Origin of the sequence: Streptomyces sp. NPDC059832 (assembly GCF_042731715.1) — a bacterium.
In the GTDB taxonomy this organism is placed as follows: Bacteria; Actinomycetota; Actinomycetes; order Streptomycetales; family Streptomycetaceae; genus Streptomyces.
In genome coordinates, this window is sequence record NZ_JBHWIY010000015.1 from 79,528 (window position 1) to 92,714 (window position 13,187).

Sequence of the window (13,187 nt, forward strand, 5' to 3'; positions counted from 1 at the left end):
ATCCGTACGCCCAGTACGCCCGATCCGTACGCCCGGCACGCCCCGAGGAGAGTCACCTGATGTCCGCAGAGCGCCCCACCCTGCCGCCCGTACGGCTGCTCACCGAGGCCGAGCTGGCACGGGACGCGCTCGCCGCGCCGCTGCTCGCCCGCGCCGTCCGGCTCGCCCGCTGGGCGGGCGACGGGACCCGGGTCGGCGCCGGCGGCGAGCTCGTCGACGCCCAACTGCCCGCGGCGGCCGAGCACCTCGGCCTGGCGGCCGACGAGGACGGTGCGGCGGAGGCGAGCGAGGCGTGGCGGCTCGCGGTCGACGCGGGGCTCATCGACGTCGAGGACCCCGGCGAGGACGCCGGACCGGACGCGGAGGGGACCGCGACCGCCGGTGAGAACCTGGCGCTCGTCACCGGAGGTTCGCCGAAGGACATCCTGTCGATCTGGCTCGACGGCCTGGAGGCCGTCCACGCCGACGCCACCGCGCCCGTCTTCGACGACCTCGCCGAACTCATCGGCGAGGACGGCTCGATCGACTTCGAGTCCCTGGACTGGGACCCGGAGATCGAGGCGGAATTCCTCGACGGGGTCCTCGGCAATCTGTATCTGCTCACCGTCGGCGACGGCCACGGTGGCACGGACCCCGCTCCCGTGCCGCTGCCCGCCCTCGCCGCCTCGGTGATCGTGCCCGACGACATGGGCGAACCCACCGACGACGTCCTGGAGATGGTGTCCGAGGCGATGATGCGCCTCGACGACCAGTTCCGGGTCCTCGAACCCATCGGGATCGTCGAATACCGCCCGGTGGACGAGGCGTTGCTGGTCGAGGAGGGCGAGGAGGCCACCCCGCCGGCCGACGACGAGGACGTCACCCGGTACGGAATGGTGAAGCTCACCCCCCTCGGCCTGTACGGCCTGCGGGCCCGGATGCTGGAGGCCGGGGTGGACGCCCCGGCCATCGGCGACCTGGCGGACAAGGGCGCCGACGCACTGCTCGGCGGCATCGCGTACTACCCCGAGGCGGCGGCCGGCAGCGAGGTCGAGCTGTGGCTCGCCCGGCGCGGCGGTGCGGACGGTGCGGCGGCCGAACTCCTCTCGGCGGCACGCGGAACGGATCAGCAGGCACCGCTGCGCAGGCTGCACTGCCAGCAGGCGCTCGCCCTGGTCGGCGCGGAGGCGGAGCCCGCGGTGCGCGCGGTGCTGGACGACCCCGAGCTGGGCGGCCTCGCCCGGGTCTGGCTCGCGGAGCTGGGCGCGGCCGGTGTACCCGCACCGCCGGAGTCGATGATCTTCTGGCTCGCCATCGACACGATCGCGGCCCAGCTGGAGGCCGACGGCGATCTGGACGAACTCCAGGGCCTGGTCGAGGGCCTGGCGGGCCAGCACAGCGGCTTCTTCGACGAGGCCTGGCGGGTGGAGCACCCGGCGACCGCGGACGTCCTCGAAGCGATGGGCCGGCTGCACAGCGACAAGAAGAAGGCCAAGGAGGCCCGCAAGGCGGCGTTCAAGGCCCGGTCGCGCAAGGGGTCCTGACTGCCCGGCCAGGCATGACGCGGGCGGCGCGAACGGGTCGGTCGGCGGCGAACGGCGACTTCAGGGCATTCATTCCGGCCAAGTGCACAGGAAGGATGCCCCTCGGCGTCGCCCGCAGTTCAACTGGTGTTGGCGCGGGGGCGCGACTGTGGGCGCGCCAACAACCCGCCCAGTCCCCCCAGGAGTACGTGATGTCCTTCACGCGCAGGGAATTCACCAGACAGTCCGCCCTCACCGGTGCCGGCATCGCGCTGACCGGTACCGTCGCGGCGCTGGCCACGGCCCCGGGCGCCCTGGCCGCCGGGGACCCGAAGCACGGTCACGGCCACGACGGCCACGACGGCCACGGGCACGACCACGGTCACGGGCACGGCCGCGAGCCCGGCTACGGGCCGCTGATCGCCGACCCCGAGGGCCTGCTCGCGCTCCCCGCCGGCTTCTCGTACAAGGTCATCACCCACAGCGGTGTCACCAAGCTGGAGTCCGGCGAGTACACCCCCTCCAACCACGACGGCACGGCCACCTTCGAGGGCCCGCGCGGCGTCACCCTGCTGGTCAACAACCACGAGCTCAGCGGCACCCGGGCCGGCTGGGAGCACCCGGTGCCGCTCGCCGAGGGCCTCGTCTACGACCCGGTCGCGGCCGGCGGCTGCACCGTCGTGGAGACCCGCCGCGACGGCCGCACCGCCGAGTGGGTCGGCATCGCCGGTACGTCCACCAACTGCGCCGGTGGCGCCTCCCCGTGGGGCACCTGGCTCACCTGCGAGGAGACCGAGGACAAGGCCGGCAAGAACGGCCTGCTCAAGGACCACGGCTACGTCTTCGAGGTCGACCCGTACGACCGGCACGCCAACCGCGACCCGCACCCGATCAAGGCGTTCGGCCGGTACGCCCACGAGGCCGTCGTCATCGACCCCAAGCGCGGCCACGCGTACCTGACCGAGGACGCCTCCGGTCCCAACGGACTGCTCTACCGCTGGGTCCCGCCGCACGGCTTCCGGCACGGCCGCGGCAAGCTGCGCACGCTCGCCGACGACGCCGGTGTCCTCCAGGCCACCAAGTGCTTCGACAGCAGCGGCAAGTTCGTCGACGACCTGTCCCGCGCCACGAAGATCGGCACGGTGTACGGCGTGGACTGGGTCGACGTGCCCGACCGTGACGCCAGGACCGTCTCGGTGCGCAAGCAGTTCGCCGACGGCGAGGTCACCCGCGCCCGCAAGCTCGAAGGCATGTGGTGGGGCGACGGCGGCACCTACATCGTCTCCTCGTTCGCCCGTTCCGAGAGCCCCGTCCAGCACGACGGCCAGGTCTGGTTCTACGACCCGAAGCGCCGCACGCTGACGCTCAAGGTGCTCCTCGGCGTGAACGCCGACCCGTCGAAGGACGGCGCCTTCGACGGCCCGGACAACATCACCGTCTCGCCGTACGGCGGCCTGGTCATCGCCGAGGACGGCGACGGCATCCAGCACCTCTTCGGGGCGACCGGGAGCGGCCGGACCTACCCCATCGCGCGCAACGAGCTGAACATCGGCAGCGAGGCGGAGCCGGAGTACAGCGAGTTCACCGGTGTCACGTTCTCGCCCGACGGCCGGACGCTGTACGCCAACATCCAGACGCCGGGCATCATGCTCGCCATCACCGGCCCGTGGAAGCGCCAGCCGCAGAAGTAGCGGCAGCTCGTACGGCTGCCCCCGGCGCGGCGGCAGCTCGTACGGGTGCCCCCCGGCGCGGGAGGCCCACGCCAGGGGCCGGTGGCGGGGGCCGGACACGCCCCGCCGGGGGGCGGGATGCGCCACACCTTCGGGGGTCTTTCGGACGCGGCGTCGCGCATGATGTCGCCGCCGGAGACGGGCCGGGGCGCGGAACCGCCCGCCTCCGGCGGGTCACGAATCCGGCATCAGTGCGCCCCCAGGGGCGAACGGGCATGGCGTCGGGCGTTCCCAGGGCGCATACTCAAGGTAATGAAACAGTCAGCCGGTTCCCGGCGCCACCTGCCGTCCAGTCCCTTCAACCGCCCGGCCCAGGCGGCCCCACCGGTCGAATTGTTCGATGTGGGCGACAGGGTGTCGCACGACCAGTTCGGTCTCGGCCGCGTCCTTGCCGTCGAAGGCGACAACGACGCGGTGCTCATCGACTTCTCGGGGCGACAGGGGAGGATCCTGAGCCCGTACTCCAAGCTGACCAAGCTCTGAGAGCCGGCCAAGCTCCGAGAGCCGACCGGGCTCGGGGAGAGGCGGCGAGTACGCGCAGCGTCCGCGTCCCCGTCACGCTCTCCGGTTTCAGGGGCACCTGCACCCGCAGGTGCCCCTGAAGCCGTATCGGGAGGTCTACGCCCCGTTCACAGCGCCTGGGCGGCGGGCTTCACCATGCCGCGGACGGTGCGCGACTTCACGAAGTCGCCCATGGCCGTCATCTCCCACTCGCCGGAGAACTGCTTGATCAGCTTGGCCATCATCACGCCGGTCTGCGGCTCGGCGCCGGTCAGGTCGAAGCGGACCAGCTCCTCGCCGGTGGCCGCGTCGACCAGTCGGCAGTAGGCCTTGGCTACCTCGGTGAACTTCTGGCCGGTGAACGAGTTGACCGTGAAGACCAGGCCGGTCGCCTCCGCCGGGATCCGGCCCAGGTCCACGACGATCACCTCGTCGTCACCCGCGCCCTCGCCCGTGAGGTTGTCGCCGGAGTGCTTGATCGCGCCGTTCAGGATGGAGAGCTTGCCGAAGTAGCAGCTGTCCAGGTGGTTCCGGTTGGGGCCGTAGGCGATCACGGAGGCGTCGAGGTCGATGTCCTTGCCCCGGAACGCGGGCTCCCAGCCGAGGCCCATCTTGACCTGGGAGAGCAGCGGACGGCCGCCCTTGACCAGGGAGACCGTCTGGTTCTTCTGGAGGCTGACCCGGCCCTTGTCGAGGTTGATCTTGCCGCCGGCGGGCGCGGGCGGGGCGGCGGGCGGAGCCGGCGGGGCGGCGGGGACCGGGGGCGCGGCGATCCGGGGGTCCACCGGTGCGGCGGCGGGCACCGGGGGCGCCACGGGCGCGGGGGCCGGTGCGGCGGCGGGCTCCTCCTCGACCGAGACGCCGAAGTCCGTGGCGATACCGGCCAGTCCGTTCGCGTAGCCCTGGCCGACTGCGCGGGCCTTCCAGGCGCCGTTGCGGAGGTAGACCTCGATGACCACGAGCGCCGTCTCGGTGCCCAGCCGGGGCGGGGTGAACGTGGCGAGCACGCTGCCGTCGTCGGCGTTGCGCACCGTCGCGGTGGGTTCGATGCCCTGGAAGGTCTGGCCCGCCGCGTCCGGGCTCGCCGTGACGACGATCTTCTCGATGCCGGGCGGGACCGCGGCGGTGTCCACCACGATCGCGTCCGGCGCGGTGCCGCCGCCGGAGCGGTAGGTCACGCCGGGGCCGTTGGGCTGGTTGTAGAAGATGAAGTCGTCGTCGGAGCGGACCTTGCCGTCGACGGTGAGCAGCAGGCCCGAAACGTCGAGCCGCACCGGTGCGGAGACGTCCACTGCCACGCGGGCCGCGGAGAGAGGGATGTTCGAGCCGGGGGTCATAGCGGTCATGCTCGGGGTAACGAACGACTTCGCTTTGCCGTTCCCTTACCTTCGCCGACCTTCGCCGACCTTCGCGGCTCTTCGGCCGGCCTCCGTGGATCTTCGTGGATCTTCGGCCGTGCGGGGCGGGCGCCCGCCCGTACGCCCCGTCAGCGGTTGCGGGGGTGGTTGCGGGCGGCGCGCTCGTTGCCGTGCTTGTACGCCCCCGTCCAGCGGGCCATCACCAGCTGTGCGTCCCCCGACTCCACCTCGGCCAGGAACTTCTCCGCCCGGCCGCCGCGCAGTGTGCCCGCGGGGCGGCCGTGGTGGGTGAGGGTGACGCTCGCGTCGCCGTGCTGCTCGTACAGGAATCCGGAAGGTCTCGGCATGGCTCCGCATCCTGCCCGCCGCACGGCCGCTCCGTCGCGCGGATTTCCCCGGACCCGCGGATCTCCGCGGCCCCGAGCCGTCGTCAGCGCGGCCAGATCGGCGGGTTGGTGCAGAAGTGGCCGCCGAGGTGGGCGTGGTCGGGGTTGTCCGGGTCCAGTTCGCCCTGTTCGGCGACGAGCCGGGCCGCGTACGGCTCCGAGTCGTCCCGCGGCTCGTATCCCAGCGAGCGGGCCGTCGTCAGGTCCCACCACAGCCGGGTGTTGTCGGACGAGCCGTGGACGACGGTGTGCCGCACGTCCTCGGCGGTGAGCGCGGCGTGGAAGAGCCGGGCGCCGTCCGCGGGGCTCATCCAGACCGAGAGCATCCGTACCGATGTCGGCTCGGGGAAGCAGGAGCCGATGCGCACCGAGACGGTCTCCATGCCGTGCCGGTCCCAGTACAGCTGGGCGAGGTCCTCCCCGAACGACTTGGACAGGCCGTAGAAGGTGTCGGGGCGGCGCGGGGCGCCGATGGGGATCAGCGGGTCGCCGGGCAGCGGCCGGGGGGTGTAGCCGACGACATGGTTGGAGGAGGCGAACACGATGCGCCGCACGCCCTCGTCGCGCGCGGCCTCGTAGAGGTTGTACGTGCCCTCGATGTTCGCCCGGAGAATCTTGTCGAAAGAGGCTTCCAGGGAGATGCCCGCGAGGTGGATGATCGCGTCGACACCCCGCACGGCCTCGCGCAGCGCCTCCCGGTCGCCGAGATCGGCGGTGATCGCGTCCGGCTCGCCCTCGACGGGGACGACGTCGAAGAGGCGGAGCTCGTAGCCGTACGCGGGCAGGAGTCCGCGCATCAGGGTGCCGAGGCCGCCGGCGGCGCCGGTGAGCAGGACGGTGCGGGGAGCGGGCATACGCGGATCTCCTCGGTACGTAGGTGCCCACGCGCGGCCTGGGCGCGCGGCACGGCCCCTGCGGTACCTGCGACACCTGCCCGCGGGACATCAAATCCATGGACGACATTCATATGCGTGGACAAGCTAAGAAGCCCTGGCGTACGGAGTCAAGTGTGCGGCCCGGGGGCGGGTGCCGCTCGCCCGGAGTCTGTGACTCCGCCTCAACTCCGCCTTCGGGGTCGGCTGTCTCGCGCGTTCCCCTCCTTGACCTGTGCCGGACGGCTGCCTTAGCGTGAAGGTGTTCATGAATATGGACACCGATCAGAATTGTGCACGCCTGAACCCGCTCAGGGAGCGCCAGTGACCTCAGCCCCTCTTGCCGCCCGACTCGGCCGTGTCGCCGGGCCGCTCTTCTTCCCCGTCACCGCGTACGGACCGGACGGCGCCGTCGACCTCGACGCCTTCCGCGCGCATGTGCGGGCCGGTGTCGACGCCGGCGCGGCGGCGGTCTTCGCCTGCTGCGGCACCGGTGAGTTCCACGCGCTCACGCCGGAGGAGTTCCGCCGTGTCGTCGCCGCGGCCGTCGAGGAGACCGCCGGAGAGGTGCCCGTCGTCGCGGGGGCCGGATACGGCACGGCGCTCGCGATCCAGTACGCGAAGCTCGCCGAGGAAGCGGGCGCGGACGGGCTCCTCGCCATGCCCCCGTATCTCGTCGTCGCCGACCAGGAAGGGCTGCTGGGCCACTACGCCGCGCTCGCCGCGGCCACCTCCCTGGAGACGATCGTCTACCAGCGCGACAACGCCGTCTTCACCCCCGCGACCGTCGTCGCACTGGCCGGGACGCCCGGCGTCATCGGTCTCAAGGACGGCTACGGCGACCTCGATCTGATGCAGCGCATCGTCAGCGCCGTCCGCACCGAACTGCCGGGCCGGGACTTCCTGTACTTCAACGGGCTGCCCACCGCCGAACTCACCGGCCCGGCCTACCGCGGCATCGGCGTCACGCTCTACTCCTCCGCCGTCTTCGCCTTCGCGCCCGACATCGCGCTCGCCTTCTACCGGGCGATGGACTCCGGCGACGACGAACTGACGGGCGCCCTGCTCGACCACTTCTACCGCCCGCTCGTCGAACTGCGCGCCAAGGGCCGCGGCTACGCCGTCTCGCTCGTCAAGGCGGGAGTCCGGCTGGGCGGCCTGGACGTCGGCGAGGTCCGCACCCCGCTCACCGAGCCGCCCGCCGCCCACGTCGAGGAGCTCGCCGCGATCATCGCGCGCGGCCGGGCCCTGCTGGAGAAGTACGGGCAGGAGCGGCGCGGGTGAAGACCTCGGCCTTCCTCTACCCCTGGGACGTCATCGGCGACCCGGACGCGGCCGCCCGCGTCGCGGACCTGGGTGTCCAGCAGGTGACGCTCGCCGCCGCCTACCACTCCACCCGGGCGCTGACCCCGCGTCACCCCGCCCGCCGCATCGTCACCGCCGAGCACGCCGCGGTGCTCTACCCGCCGGACCCCGCCCGGTGGGCGGGGCGCGAACTGCGCCCCCACCCGCAGTCCTGGGTGGCCTCGGACGATCCGTTCGCCGAGGCCGCCGAGGCCCTCGCCGGCGCCGGTCTGGAGGTCCACACCTGGGTGGTCCTGGCCCACAACTCCCGGCTGGGCGCCGAACATCCGGACACCTCCGTGGTCAACGCCTACGGCGACCGGTACCCCTGGGCCCCGTGCATCGCCCGGCCCGCGGTCCGCGAATACCTGGTCGCACTGGCGGCGGAGGCGGCGGTGCGCGCCGGTGCGCGCGGCACCGAACTGGAGTCCTGCGGCTGGTACGGCTTCGCGCATCTGCACGCCCACGACAAGATCGCGGGTGTCGGGCTCGGGGACGCGGCGCAGTACCTGATGTCGCTCTGCTTCTGCTCCGACTGCCGGACCGGCTATGCCGCACACGGCCTGGACGCCGACGGGCTGGCCGCGGCCGTGCGCGCGGCGCTGGAACCGGTCTGGGCCGGCTCCGGTTCCGCGGAGGCCGGCCGGGCGGGCATCGGGAGGCTCCTCGGCGCCGACCTCGCCGCCGCCACCCTCCAGTGGCGCGGCAAGGCCGCCCGTACGCTCCAGGAGTCCGCGGTCGCCGCCGTACGGGCGGCGGGGGAGCCGGGGTTCCAGGTGCTGCTGCACGCCGACCCCGCGTCCCACCGCACCGGTGCGAACGTCGGTGTCGACCCGGAGCACATCCTGTCCGTGGCGGACGGCGTGGTGCTGCCCTGCACCGGCGGCGACGCGGCGCGCGAGGCCGTACTCGGCCCGTTCGCCGGGCACGACGGGGTGCTCGCGGCCAACTTCTCCGTGGTCACGGGGATGGGCGGCAGCCCCGCCACGCTGGAGCGGGACGCCGCGCACGCCGCGTCGCTCGGCGCGGACCAACTGCGGCTGTACCACGCCGGGCTGGCGTCCGACCCCGACCTCCGGGCCGTCGCCGGAGCGCTTTCACGCCTCCGCCGATGAAGGAAGCGGGCCGGTGGGGGCGTCCGTCAGCCTCCCCCGCCGGCCCGTCACCAGCAGGGTCGCGGTCAGCAGTCCCGCCGCGCCGACCAGCGGCAGCAGCACCCGGATGTCCACCAGCGCGATCAGGCCCGCGCCGAGTGCCAGTGCCACCGCGTTCGGCACCATCATCATCGTGTTGGCGGTCGCGGCGGTGCGGCCCAGCACGGCCTCCGGGGTCTCCCGCTGCACCGCCGTCATCGCGGCGATCAGCACACACGGCAGCCCGGCCCCGATGGCCGCGCTCGCCACCAGTGCCACCGCGTCGTACGGCAGTGCCCGCACCCCCACCGCCACCGCGAACAGCGCGATCCCGGCCGCCGTGAACACCCGCTCCGCAAGCCGCCGCAGCAGCGGACCGGCCAGCAGCCCGACCACGACGGACCCGGCGCCCTGCACCGCGTACAGCACACCCGCGTACGTGGGGGAGTGCCCCAGCACATCGTCGATGACGGCGTAGATCGCAGCCCCGTTGAGCCCCGCGCACAGCATCGCCACCGAGCCCGCCAGCACGAGCGGCCGCAGCACCGGCGAACCCCACACCTGCCGTATGCCCGCGGTGAGTTCGCCCCGCCGGCCGGCCGGTGCGGCCTCGGCGGGCTCCCGGGCCGGCAGCAGCACGCAGACCCCGGCCGCCAGCGCGAACGACGCCGCGTCCAGCAGCGCCACGGCCCCGCCCCCGAACCGTGCGTACAGCCCGGCACCGGCCAGCGGCGCCAGCAGCTTCATGCCCTCGCTCGCCATCATCCGCAGCCCGTTGAAATCACCCAGCAGCCGGGCGTCGACGGCCCCGGCGATCAGCGTCGACTCGGCCGCGCCCATCAGGACGAAACTCGCGCCGTACAGGACGAGCACGACGAAGAGGACCCAGATCCGGCCCGCCGAATCGACCGTCGTCAGCGAGGTGAGCAGCCCCGCCATGACGAGGTTCGCCCCGACGAGGAGCGGCTTCGCCGGAATCCGGTCGGCGATCGTCCCGAGCGCCGGCCCGACCAGCACCGGCAGCCACATGGCGAACACGGCGAGCGCCGCCAGACTGTCCGACCCGGTCAGGGACTTGACCCAGACCCCGGCCGCGAGCCACATCGCGGAGGTCCCGAAACCCGAGACGACGACCACCACCAGAAACAGCCCGGCCGTACGGTCCCGCAGCACCCGCACCGTCGCCGACCCCGTCACCGTACCCACCGCACCCACCGAACCCTCCCGACCAGCGCCTTCGTCATGGGTCCAGGCTGCTGACCGAGGTGCCCCGGCGGCATCGGGAGGATGCCCTATTCCGCACCCGGCGCGAGGAACCGGCCCCGCGCGGGGAGTAGGGCACATGCCGGACGTCCGTGAACACGTCCGGCGCGGGTGCGGGCCCGGGGCCACGCGCCCGCGCCGGATCCGGCGTACGGCTCCCGCCGCCCTCTCAGCCCGCCAGTGCCGCCTTCATCATCTTCTGGGCGATCGGCGCCGCCAGACCGTTGCCGCTGACCTCCGAGCGCGCCGCGCCCGAGTCCTCGACGACCACGGCGACCGCGACCTCCTTGCCACTGGACGCGTCCTTCGCGTACGAGGTGAACCAGGCGTACGGGGTCTTGCTGTTGCCCACGCCGTTCTGCGCGGTACCCGTCTTCCCGCCCACCTCGGCCCCGGCGATCCGGGCGTTGGTGCCGGTGCCCTGTTCGACGACGGTCACCATGGCGCTGCGCAGCTGCTCGGCGGTGGACTGCGAGACCACCCGCTCGGTGTCGCCGTCCGCGAACTCCTGAAGCGTGCCGCCCTTGGAGTCGGTCACCTCGGACACCATGTGCGGCGCGGCCAGTTCGCCGCCGTTGGCGAGGGCGGCCGAGACCATGGCCATCTGCAACGGCGTCGCGGTGACCTCGAACTGGCCGATGCCCGTGAGCGCCGTCTGCGGCCTGTCCATGCCGGACGGGTAGATGCTCGCGGACGCCCGTACCGGCACATCGAGCTTGTCGGTGTTGAAGCCGAACTTCTCCGCCATCGCCCTGACCTTGTCCTGGCCGAGGTCGACGGCGGCCTTCGCGAAGACGTTGTTGCAGGAGTACTGGAGCGCGGTGCGCAGCGTGGCGTTCTCGCAGGGCGCCGACGCGCTCTCGTTCCGCAGGACGGTGCTGGTGCCGGGCAGCGTGTACGGATTGGGGCTGTCCGTGCGCTCGTCGACCGAGCCGTACAGCCCGTCCTCCAGCGCCGCGGCCGCCACCACCAGCTTGAACGTGGAGCCGGGCGCCAGCGGCTGCCGCAGCGCGCGGTTGACCATCGGCTTGTCCTCGCCGTCGAGCAGCTTCTGCCAGGCCTCGCCGTCCGTCGTCCCGCTGATCGCCGACGGGTCGTACGAGGGGGTCGAGACCATGCCCAGGATCCGGCCGGTCTTCGGGTCGATCGCGACCGCCGCCCCCTTGTCGTCGCCGAGCGCCTCGTACGCGGCCTTCTGCACGTCCGGGTCGATCGTCGTCAGGACGTTGCCCGGGGCCGCCTGCTTGCGCGTCAACGCGCCCACCGGGTTCTTCAACCGGTCGTCGGTGCCGTCCAGCACATGGCTGTAGATCCCTTCGAGCTGCGTGGCGCCGTATGCCTGCGAGCTGTAGCCGGTGACGGCCGAGTAGAGCTCCCCCTGGGTGTATGTGCGCTGGTACGCGAGGTCGCTGCCCACCGTCCTCTTCGATCCGGTGACCGGGTTTCCGGCCACGATGATGTCGCCGAGCGGCTGCGCGTACTGCGCGATGGTGTTCCGCCGGTTGTGGTCGTCGTCTGCGAGCGCCCGTGCCTGGTACGCCTGCACCCAGGTCGCCCGCCCCAGCAGGGCGAGGACCAGCAGCAGGCAGAAGACCGAAGCGCGCCTGATCGTTCTGTTCATCCCGCCCGAGGGACGAGCGGGGCGCCGCGCACCGTTCCCGAATGCGGCGATTCTCACCGGTTTCTCATGGCGGGCCGGGGCGCCCGGGGGCGATGAAACCCGACTCGTACGCCGCTGTCACCGCCTGGGTGCGCGCGGGCTGCCGTCCGGTCATTCCGGCAGCGTGAACAGCAGCTCGTCGGTCTCCTCGCCGCGGGCGTGCGCGTATCCGTGGTCCTTGCCGGTGACGGCGAATCCGCACTTCTCCAGCACCCGGCGCGAGCCGGTGTTGTCGGCCGCGGCCCGTGCGTGCAGCGGCCGATCCGGTACGGCGTCGAGCAGCGCCGACAGCGCGGCCGTGGCGAGCCCGCGGCCCCACTGCGCCCGGTCGATCCAGTAGGTGACCTGGCGGTCGCCCGGGGGCCCGTACACCCCGGCGTTGCCGACCACCGCGCCGTCCGCGACCACCGTGCGCATCACCACGGAGCCGTCGGCCAGGACGCGCCGCCAATGGGCGTCGAAGGCCTGCCGGTCGGTGGGGTCCTCGCTGGTGAAGGCGGCCGTCCTGACCGACTCCGGGTCGGACATGAACGCGAAGAACAGCGGCAGATCGCTGTCGTGCACCTTGCGCAGGGCGATCCGCACGGTCAGAGCCTCCGGGTGGCGAGCGTCAGCCGGTCCCGGGCGTCGAACAGCGCGTCCTTCACCATCTGTTCGTGCGCGGGCGTGAGCCGGGCGACCGGCACCGAGCAGCTGATGGCGTCACGGGCGGGGGTGCGGTACGGGACGGCGACGCCGAAGCAGCGCAGTCCGAGGGTGTTCTCCTCGCGGTCCACCGCGTACCCCTGTTCGCGGATGAGGTGCAGCTCCTCGATGAGCTTCTCGCGGTCGGTGATGGTGTGCTCGGTCAGCGCGGGCAGCGTCTCGGGGAGCAGCTTGCGGACCTGCTCGTCGCTGTGGGTGGCCAGCAGCGCCTTGCCGAGCGAGGTGGAGTGGGCGGGCAGCCGGCGGCCGACGCGGGTGAAGGGGCGCAGATAGTGCTGCGACTGGCGGGTGGCGAGGTACACCACGTTCGTCCCGTCGAGACGCGCCAGGTGGATGGTCTCCGTGGTGTCGTCGGAGAGCCGGTCCAGGGTCGGCCGGGCCGCCGCGACGACCTCGTCGCCGTCGATGTAGGAGGTGCCGACGAGCAGGGCCCGTACGCCGATCCCGTACCGCGTGCCCGTCGCGTCGGTCTCCACCCAGCCCAGCTCCACCAGCGTGCGCAGCAGCATGTAGAGGCTGGACTTGGGATAGCCGACGGCCTCCTGCACCGCGGCGAGCGAGTGCATGCCGGGCCGCCCCGCGAAGTATTCGAGCAGCTCCACCGTCCGTACGGCGGACTTGACCTGTGCCCCACCGGATTCGGCAACCGACATCGCCCTACGCCCCTTCCAGCCCACTTGCGAAACCCTGAGACTTCTTGAACCGGCGACTTCTTGCCAACACTGGACGTCCT

General features: G+C 72.5%; 12 protein-coding genes. 5 read left to right on the forward strand and 7 right to left on the reverse strand.

All coding sequences use genetic code 11. The annotated features are described in order from the left end of the window. Positions 1-59: 59 nt before the first annotated feature. From ACFV8T_RS25690 to ACFV8T_RS25700, 3 genes are all read left to right on the forward strand, one after another. A complete protein-coding gene (locus tag ACFV8T_RS25690) occupies positions 60-1,523 on the forward strand; it encodes a hypothetical protein (protein ID WP_385331594.1) in 1,464 nt (487 codons plus the stop codon). Positions 1,524-1,714: 191 nt separating this feature from the next. Continuing rightward, a complete protein-coding gene (locus ACFV8T_RS25695; RefSeq protein ID WP_385331597.1) occupies positions 1,715-3,193 on the forward strand; it encodes an alkaline phosphatase PhoX in 1,479 nt (492 codons plus the stop codon). Between the two features lie 291 nt (positions 3,194-3,484). Next, a complete protein-coding gene (locus tag ACFV8T_RS25700) occupies positions 3,485-3,715 on the forward strand; it encodes a hypothetical protein (protein WP_037711258.1) in 231 nt (76 codons plus the stop codon). 146 nt (positions 3,716-3,861) lie between these two features. On the opposite strand, the gene ACFV8T_RS25705 is transcribed toward ACFV8T_RS25700, so the two are convergent. From ACFV8T_RS25705 to ACFV8T_RS25715, 3 genes are all read right to left on the reverse strand, one after another. Next, complete coding sequence (locus ACFV8T_RS25705; RefSeq protein WP_385331599.1) at positions 3,862-5,079, reverse strand: TerD family protein; 1,218 nt, start codon at positions 5,077-5,079, stop codon at positions 3,862-3,864. 140 nt (positions 5,080-5,219) lie between these two features. After that, on the reverse strand, positions 5,220-5,438 hold the full coding sequence (locus ACFV8T_RS25710; protein ID WP_385331601.1) for a hypothetical protein: 219 nt from the start codon (positions 5,436-5,438) through the stop codon (positions 5,220-5,222). 83 nt (positions 5,439-5,521) lie between these two features. Next, complete coding sequence (locus ACFV8T_RS25715; RefSeq protein ID WP_385331603.1) at positions 5,522-6,331, reverse strand: NAD-dependent epimerase/dehydratase family protein; 810 nt, start codon at positions 6,329-6,331, stop codon at positions 5,522-5,524. 342 nt (positions 6,332-6,673) lie between these two features. On the opposite strand from ACFV8T_RS25715, the gene ACFV8T_RS25720 reads away from it, so the two are divergent. Together ACFV8T_RS25720 and ACFV8T_RS25725 are read left to right on the forward strand one after the other, a co-directional pair. After that, positions 6,674-7,633, forward strand: a complete 960-nt coding sequence (locus tag ACFV8T_RS25720) for a 5-dehydro-4-deoxyglucarate dehydratase (protein WP_385331606.1) — start codon at positions 6,674-6,676, stop codon at positions 7,631-7,633. Continuing rightward, complete coding sequence (locus ACFV8T_RS25725) at positions 7,630-8,808, forward strand: hypothetical protein (RefSeq protein WP_385331608.1); 1,179 nt, start codon at positions 7,630-7,632, stop codon at positions 8,806-8,808. Before ACFV8T_RS25720 ends, ACFV8T_RS25725 begins: the two co-directional genes overlap by 4 nt. Here the strand turns inward: ACFV8T_RS25725 and ACFV8T_RS25730 are convergent. From ACFV8T_RS25730 to ACFV8T_RS25745, 4 genes are all read right to left on the reverse strand, one after another. Continuing rightward, on the reverse strand, positions 8,791-10,023 hold the full coding sequence (locus tag ACFV8T_RS25730) for an MFS transporter (protein ID WP_385331802.1): 1,233 nt from the start codon (positions 10,021-10,023) through the stop codon (positions 8,791-8,793). The two genes, ACFV8T_RS25725 and ACFV8T_RS25730, sit on opposite strands and share 18 nt — an antisense overlap. A 235-nt stretch (positions 10,024-10,258) precedes the next feature. Next, positions 10,259-11,710 carry a peptidoglycan D,D-transpeptidase FtsI family protein gene (locus ACFV8T_RS25735; RefSeq protein ID WP_385331610.1) on the reverse strand — a complete coding sequence of 484 codons (1,452 nt, stop codon included), beginning with the start codon at positions 11,708-11,710 and terminating at the stop codon, positions 10,259-10,261. A 150-nt stretch (positions 11,711-11,860) separates the two neighbouring features. Then, positions 11,861-12,334, reverse strand: a complete 474-nt coding sequence (locus ACFV8T_RS25740; protein WP_385331613.1) for a GNAT family N-acetyltransferase — start codon at positions 12,332-12,334, stop codon at positions 11,861-11,863. A 2-nt stretch (positions 12,335-12,336) separates the two neighbouring features. After that, complete coding sequence (locus tag ACFV8T_RS25745) at positions 12,337-13,107, reverse strand: IclR family transcriptional regulator (protein WP_072483027.1); 771 nt, start codon at positions 13,105-13,107, stop codon at positions 12,337-12,339. Between the last annotated feature and the right edge of the window lie 80 nt (positions 13,108-13,187).

Bases quoted from the DNA above. Each gene is read 5' to 3' on its own strand.
- ACFV8T_RS25705 (WP_385331599.1), bottom strand. From the start codon at position 5,079: ATGACCGCTATGACCCCCGGCTCGAACATCCCTCTCTCCGCGGCCCGC.
- ACFV8T_RS25710 (WP_385331601.1), bottom strand. From the start codon at position 5,438: ATGCCGAGACCTTCCGGATTCCTGTACGAGCAGCACGGCGACGCGAGC.
- ACFV8T_RS25690 (WP_385331594.1), top strand. From the start codon at position 60: ATGTCCGCAGAGCGCCCCACCCTGCCGCCCGTACGGCTGCTCACCGAG.
- ACFV8T_RS25745 (WP_072483027.1), bottom strand. From the start codon at position 13,107: ATGTCGGTTGCCGAATCCGGTGGGGCACAGGTCAAGTCCGCCGTACGG.
- ACFV8T_RS25715 (WP_385331603.1), bottom strand. From the start codon at position 6,331: ATGCCCGCTCCCCGCACCGTCCTGCTCACCGGCGCCGCCGGCGGCCTC.
- ACFV8T_RS25735 (WP_385331610.1), bottom strand. From the start codon at position 11,710: ATGAACAGAACGATCAGGCGCGCTTCGGTCTTCTGCCTGCTGCTGGTC.
- ACFV8T_RS25695 (WP_385331597.1), top strand. From the start codon at position 1,715: ATGTCCTTCACGCGCAGGGAATTCACCAGACAGTCCGCCCTCACCGGT.
- ACFV8T_RS25700 (WP_037711258.1), top strand. From the start codon at position 3,485: ATGAAACAGTCAGCCGGTTCCCGGCGCCACCTGCCGTCCAGTCCCTTC.